This window comes from Leptodesmis sp. (assembly GCF_052746595.1).
Window position 1 is genome coordinate 24,195 of record NZ_JBRAGO010000058.1, and the last position, 6,180, is coordinate 30,374.

General features: G+C 49.0%; 8 protein-coding genes. All 8 read right to left on the reverse strand.

Annotation, left to right across the window (positions count from 1 at the left end; all coding sequences use genetic code 11):
- Positions 1–107: 107 nt before the first annotated feature.
- Positions 108–491: a DUF302 domain-containing protein gene (locus ACUVQO_RS13730; protein ID WP_445926435.1), complete on the reverse strand. Its 384-nt coding sequence runs from the start codon at positions 489–491 to the stop codon at positions 108–110.
- Positions 492–519: 28 nt separating this feature from the next.
- Positions 520–1,893 (reverse strand): efflux RND transporter periplasmic adaptor subunit, encoded by a 1,374-nt coding sequence (locus tag ACUVQO_RS13735; protein ID WP_445926436.1) that lies wholly within the window; start codon positions 1,891–1,893, stop codon positions 520–522.
- A gap of 60 nt (positions 1,894–1,953) precedes the next feature.
- Positions 1,954–2,301 carry a rhodanese-like domain-containing protein gene (locus ACUVQO_RS13740; protein WP_445926437.1) on the reverse strand — a complete coding sequence of 116 codons (348 nt, stop codon included), beginning with the start codon at positions 2,299–2,301 and terminating at the stop codon, positions 1,954–1,956.
- A gap of 11 nt (positions 2,302–2,312) precedes the next feature.
- Positions 2,313–2,705 (reverse strand): hypothetical protein, encoded by a 393-nt coding sequence (locus ACUVQO_RS13745; RefSeq protein ID WP_445926438.1) that lies wholly within the window; start codon positions 2,703–2,705, stop codon positions 2,313–2,315.
- A 28-nt stretch (positions 2,706–2,733) separates the two neighbouring features.
- Complete coding sequence (locus ACUVQO_RS13750) at positions 2,734–3,270, reverse strand: DUF3122 domain-containing protein (RefSeq protein ID WP_445926439.1); 537 nt, start codon at positions 3,268–3,270, stop codon at positions 2,734–2,736.
- A 13-nt stretch (positions 3,271–3,283) separates the two neighbouring features.
- Positions 3,284–3,580, reverse strand: coding sequence for an ArsR/SmtB family transcription factor (locus ACUVQO_RS13755; protein WP_445926440.1), 297 nt, complete (start codon positions 3,578–3,580; stop codon positions 3,284–3,286).
- 189 nt (positions 3,581–3,769) lie between these two features.
- Positions 3,770–5,065: an NAD(P)/FAD-dependent oxidoreductase gene (locus tag ACUVQO_RS13760; protein ID WP_445926441.1), complete on the reverse strand. Its 1,296-nt coding sequence runs from the start codon at positions 5,063–5,065 to the stop codon at positions 3,770–3,772.
- 89 nt (positions 5,066–5,154) lie between these two features.
- A complete protein-coding gene (locus ACUVQO_RS13765) occupies positions 5,155–5,376 on the reverse strand; it encodes a YgaP family membrane protein (RefSeq protein WP_445926442.1) in 222 nt (73 codons plus the stop codon).
- Positions 5,377–6,180: the final 804 nt, after the last annotated feature.

Here is a 6,180-nt window from a genome sequence, read left to right on the forward strand (position 1 = left end):
CAGTTTGAGGACTGACTAGAACTAGAATGAGAACTAAACTATAAAGGGCTAAGAAAAACTTGCGATGCATCCAAACCTCCGGGAGAAATTCACATCCTGTGTAATCCTTACAAACCGTCAATGACGGCTTTGAGTTGATCTCTGACTTGAGTAGCAACCGATGCCAGCTTGGGATTGGAAACCGCTTGCATGGAAGCAATTGGATCAACCGCTGACACTTCTACCCCTTCTGGCTTTTGCTGCACGATTACATTGCAGGGCAACATCGTGCCAATTTTGTCTTCCAGTTGCAATACCTGGTAAGCAAAGGGCGGATTGCAAGCTCCCAGAATCAGATATTTGGGCATCTCGACATCCAGTTTTTTCTTCATCGTCGCCTGCACATCAATCTCGGTCAGCACACCAAAGCCCTCTTCCTTCAACTTCTCAGTCACTTTGGTAACTGCCTCGTCAAATGGGAGTGACAAAACTTTACTGAAGTGGTAGCTCATCACAAACCTCCTACCTATGCTTGCTTGACTAAGGATTCACCGTGATCGGCTGACCATCGCTCAGTTGGGAGATATTGCTGGTAATCACACGGTCGCCCGCCGTTATTCCCGCTGTGATTTCGACCTGACCGTTTTGAGTTTTGCCTGTTTTCACCCACCGCAGGACAGCGATTGGTTGGTTGGCGGCATTGGTTTCTACCACATACACGCCCTCTAACTGACCGCGTTGAACTAAGGCACGGGTGGGAATGGAGATGCCGTTTCGGCTCCCATGGGGTAAGGCAATCCGGCCAAACATACCAGAAATCAGTTTGTCAGAACCATCGATCGGAATTTTGACCAGGAAACTCCGAGAGTTGGGATCTGCTGCTGGAACAATTTGTTGAATCGTGGCATTCAGAGTTTGATTGACCCCATCCACCTGCACCTTCACAGGTTGTCCCACTCGCACAAATCTCAGGTTTTCTTCTGGCACCGAGATTTCCAGTTGCAGGCGGTCGGGATTTTCGACTTTCAACAGGGCCGTTCCAGGAGCCGCCATGTCTCCTTCATAGGCCAGTTTTTGCACCACCACACCATCAAAGGGGGCAATGATCGTCCCATAGCTTTCATTGACACTGGCTAAAGTCACTCCTGCTGCGGCTTGGTTGACGGCAGCATGAGATTGCCTGATCGCGGCCTGAGACTGTTGAATTGCGGCTTGGGCTTGACGAATCCCAGCATTTACTTGGGCAACTTTGGCTTGCGCTTGCGACAGGGTGGTATTGGCCTGATCTAGGCGTTCCTGAGATACGGCTCCTTCCCGATGAAGTTGAGCCATCCGGCTTTGGTCAATTTTGGCCAGTTGGAGTGCCGCCTGGGCCTCGATCTTTTGGGACTGCAACTGATTCAACGCTGCCTGCGATCGCAACAATTCAGCCTGTGTCTGGGCCAGTGCCGATTCAGCCTGCACTACTCCCAACCGTGCCTGATTAGTTTGAGCCGCTATGTCCCGAACGTCCACCCTGGCTAAGACATCGCCTTTACGGAAACGATCGCCCGCCTCCAGTGACAATTGAGTAATCCGGCCCATGACCCGTGTGGAAAGGGTGGCCTGATCCACTGGATGAATGGTTCCAGACAGTTCCAGGGTATTGGCAATGGGTTGGGAACGAACGGTCAGGGTATTTACTGCGATCGCTGGGACTGAAACCGCTTCGGACACCTGAGGAGCGCGGGTGAGATGTAAAATTCCCCAGACTCCTCCTGCTAACAACACCGTTCCTCCTAATACGAACCCCCACCCCTTCCGAGATAGTTTGGGTAAGCGCGATCTCTGTGGTTTAACCGCACTACCTGTTGATTCATCCAGTGATGGATCAAGTGATTTATTTAATGATTGTCCAGAGGTTGTATGCGTCATCGTCTTTATTCCTACCCGTTCTTAACACCCATCTACCCATCCACCTGCCCCTTCACCTATTCACTGCTTCATCCCCCACTGCACCGGATACCCCGCTCCCTGCCATGCCAGCAATCCTCCCTGCAGGTTATAGACCTGGGAGTAGCCTTGCGAGATTAACCATTGAGCCGCGATCGCGCTGCGATGACCAGATAAACAGGTAATTGCGATCGCCTGCTCCTTGGGAATCTCTCGTAAAATACGACTGCGATTGAGCCGTTGCGCCCCTGGAATGTGCCCCATCCAATATTCCAACATCCCTCTCACATCAATAATGACTAATTGATTCTGACGTGATTTTAATTGAGCCGGAGTCAGTAAGGTTGGATTTTTAGATTGTTTTTTAGTGCCTTTCACTTTTGACTTCATAGTTTTCCCCTTCAAACTCTGCTCATCACTGCAAAAGATTTAATAAACGGGCCTGCCATACGAGGATCTTTAATCATCGCCGTATAATCTCCCACGCGAAATTGCAGCTTGCGCGTCATGTAGGCCATACTCAAACCCATCATGTTCAATCCTTTATCGAGCCACTGTTGCCATTGGTCGCGACTCGCTCGCAAATCCCAGTTCAGCTTTTGCCCGGTATAAGGCCCAGCAGAAACGACCCGTCCATCTTGAACAGTCAAAATTCCTTTGGGTTCTGCATCATTCTCAAATCCATAACCAATGACGGAATTAAAGTGGATTTTCGCCAGGGCATCTGCAAGTTCTGGTTCAGCATTCCACTGTTCGCCAAATGCCTGCATCCATTCCGGTGAAAATAACTCCATTGATGTCCTCCAAGTATTCTTCAAATGGTTAACTCTGGTTGGCGACAGTTTGCCATTCCTGGATTAACGAAGGTGGAACAGATAAGTGAATCGCGCCATCTTTCATGGTGGGTAACGACAGTTTTAGCGGGATTTCCGCCTGCAACTGAGGTAGCAAGGGTTCAAGGTTGTATTGCCCAACATTAGGTTCAGGTTTTGTTACCTCGGTAAAGAGGGTACTAGAAGCATCGGCAGCGGTGAGGGTTTTGCCTAATGAGTTGGTTAGGGTAAGAGGCTGGGAATGGTCAATTTCAACCACTCCAGGAAACCCTACCAAACGTAAGTCAAAGCTGGTTTGACCATCAGCCCTGATCCGTTTGAATGCGATCGCTTGCCAGGTATTGCCATGTTGATCTTTGAGGGTTTGCTGGGACTGATACACCATCTGTCCTGGTGCTTCTTCCAATTGGCGGATGGCGGCAGCGGCACTGGGAGAATGGAAAAGTCCTGACCCCAATAGAACACCCAAGATAACGGCTCCCAATAAGAGCAGCCATGACAACAGTTTGCGAATTTGACATCCCATTACTTTTTCCTCCTCAGGATCTGGTTGCAGAGCGGCGGCTCTGGGCGCACAAGGATAGCAAATCCGTATCAATCACCCGGTAATAGCGCCATACCCCTTCCCGGCGGCATGACACCACTCCAGCATCTTTCATCAGTCGCAAGTGCTTGGAGACGTTGCCCTGGTGTAACCCAGTGCGATCGCAGATTTCCTGGACACTGCGTTCCTGATTGCAAAGGGCTGCTAGAATTTGCAAACGAGCGGGTTCTGCCAGGATCTTGAATCGGCTTGCGATCCCCTCCAACTCGCTGGGGTTCAAAACAATTTCCATATTCTTTGCTCACTCCAGTAGATGAGATGGCGATGAACACTGATTAGATAACCAATCACTCCCCTGAAAGCACACCCATCAACAACAAGATGAATGATGGTCATGCCCAGTGCGATCACACCCATCACAAACGGAATGTCTGGACTTCATCGTGTTGTCATCTCTAGTAACCTGAATCGTTCATCGTCTTTATCCTTTTGCCTGGATCGGCTCTGGGCTTGGAGCCATGGGTTCTACCAGTGGCAGCCCGATCGCCCACAAACCAGCCCGTTCAAACCAGGGCATTGTCCAGCCCACCCGCATTTTGTTCATAAAGTATTTCTCGAATGCGGTTTTCATCCAGGACACCCAGATTCCCTTGGTGGTAAAGGCACGACGTCGGTGACCTGCTGCATCAGGAAGGAGCGGATCAGCCAGGAAGAGGGCTCCGCTATCCCCAAAGTCAGCGAAGCAAATGGCTTGTAGGGTCGGTTTAATGGGTTGGCCCGAAATCACACCCAGATCCAGAGCAATATTATGCGCCGCTGCCATGACCATTTCCTCGGTCATTTGTCCGACCTTGGGAACGCCAATGGGAATGGGAGTCGCCTCGATCGGTTTGAGTTGTGTGATCACCCCAACTGAGTAAACAGAATCAAACTCAGGATGGCGATAGGTGGGCAACACAGGAATAAATCCTTTGGCATCAGTCAGCCCAGGGGCTTCGCGGAGAAACCGTGGCCCCCGGAAAGGAGGCAAAATCATGGCGTATTTGAACGGCAGACTCCGCCCATCCGCAAGATGGATCATGTCGGGTTCAATCTGGGAAATCGCCACATTATCCATCACATCCACATGGCGATCAGCCATCATTGCCCGAATCAGCCAGCGAGAATTGGCCATGCCACCAATCCCTAAATGTCCAGCATAGGGTTCAGACGTGACAAACGTGATGGGAACTTGATCTCGTAATCCCTTTTGCCGAAGAGCATGGTTGGCCAGCATGGCAAACTCGTAGGCAGGCCCAAAACAACTGGCTCCCGCTGTCGCTCCGACGACCATTGGCCCCGGATCTTGTAAAAACCGTTCCCAGGCCTCATGGGCTAACAGGGCATGGTGAGGATTACAAACGGATTGGGTATAGCCCCCTTCTGGCCCTAATCCTGGCAATGTATCCAATGCCAACTCTGGGCCTGTAGCAATCACCACATAATCGTAGTCCAGCGTCCGATCCTGCAATGTAATTTGTTTTGCCTGCGGATCGATCGCCGTTACCGCCTCTAGAATCAGTTCAATTCCGTGTTGAGGAACAATTTTAGCGAGCTCTAACTGAATTCGACTGAGCGATCGCAACCCCAACCCAACCCAGGGAAGGGAAGGCACAAAGGTAAACTTTGGCTGATTTGAAATCAGCGTCACCTGATGGTGACGGGGTAGCCGATGCCTCAGTTCGTAAGCAGCGGGAAGCCCTCCTAATCCTGCACCAATGACCACAACGCGAGCCATAATGACAACTCCTGAAGTAGATTTAATGTTTCTGCAATAAACGCTTAAGAAGAGTTCAGATGACGAACCGTTTCACCATCTTGTCTCTATTACCCCTCACTCACTCCCATCCTTCTTAGCAACGCAATCAACGGACACCAGTTAGTAAACGCTGATTGCAGCAAGTTCAAGCCAACAAACGCTGTCAAAAATAGCCAGTTTGGATGAATCAGTGAGAGCAACAGGCTGATGAGGATTAAGCTACCTGCAACGAGCCTGATCCATTGGTGCATCGACCAGCGCGACTTACTGCGGTGCATCGACTTCAACATATTGCCCTCCAGCGAACCAATAAACTTATTTAACTACTATGCGGTTATATAGTTAATATAACAAGAAATTGTAAATCTTTGACATATTTGCAAGCGATCGCCATTTCCGCCATCCATCCACCACACTCGCCCTGAAGAAAAACTTCAGGTATCAGAGCAGGGGATTGTTCCTGCAGCAAAGCCCTCAAAGAAATTTCAACTTAGGGTTGCACATAGATCCCCCCTATGCGCTATAGTAGTTAAGCGTCACTGGAAGACCCTCCAGATGTAGAGCTTTCAAGGATAGCTGACTACTACAGGTAAAGTAAATTCACATGAGTAGTGCGGTTATGCAATCTTTTCACTCAATGCCTCGGCGTTAGAGTAAGGAAGTGTAAAGAAATGCTCCCAGCTTCTTGATTGACTGGCTAACAACCGCATGAATCAAGTTGGGTTACCCCTTCTAAACCAATACGGTTATGTCACTGCAAAAGTGAACAAAGCTAAGTTAAACTAGAGAAGCATCGAGAAAAACCAAGACGCGCCTGAACCAAGACAATAGAATCGTTTGAAAGCCAAACAAGCTCCAAATCTCGTCAAAAACAACTTTAGATTTTAGATTGGTAATTATTGGATGGAAAGATAATTGAATAGTGGCTTACCAATGCAACTTCTAATCGACATCCAAAATTACCAATCTGAGCTTATTGAGAACCGAAACATATAAAATATATAAGTTAAGTTATGTTTTATATGTTTTGGAGCCAAGTAAATCAAATTCAACACTATGGAGAGTTTGATCCTGGCTCAGGATGAACGCTGGCG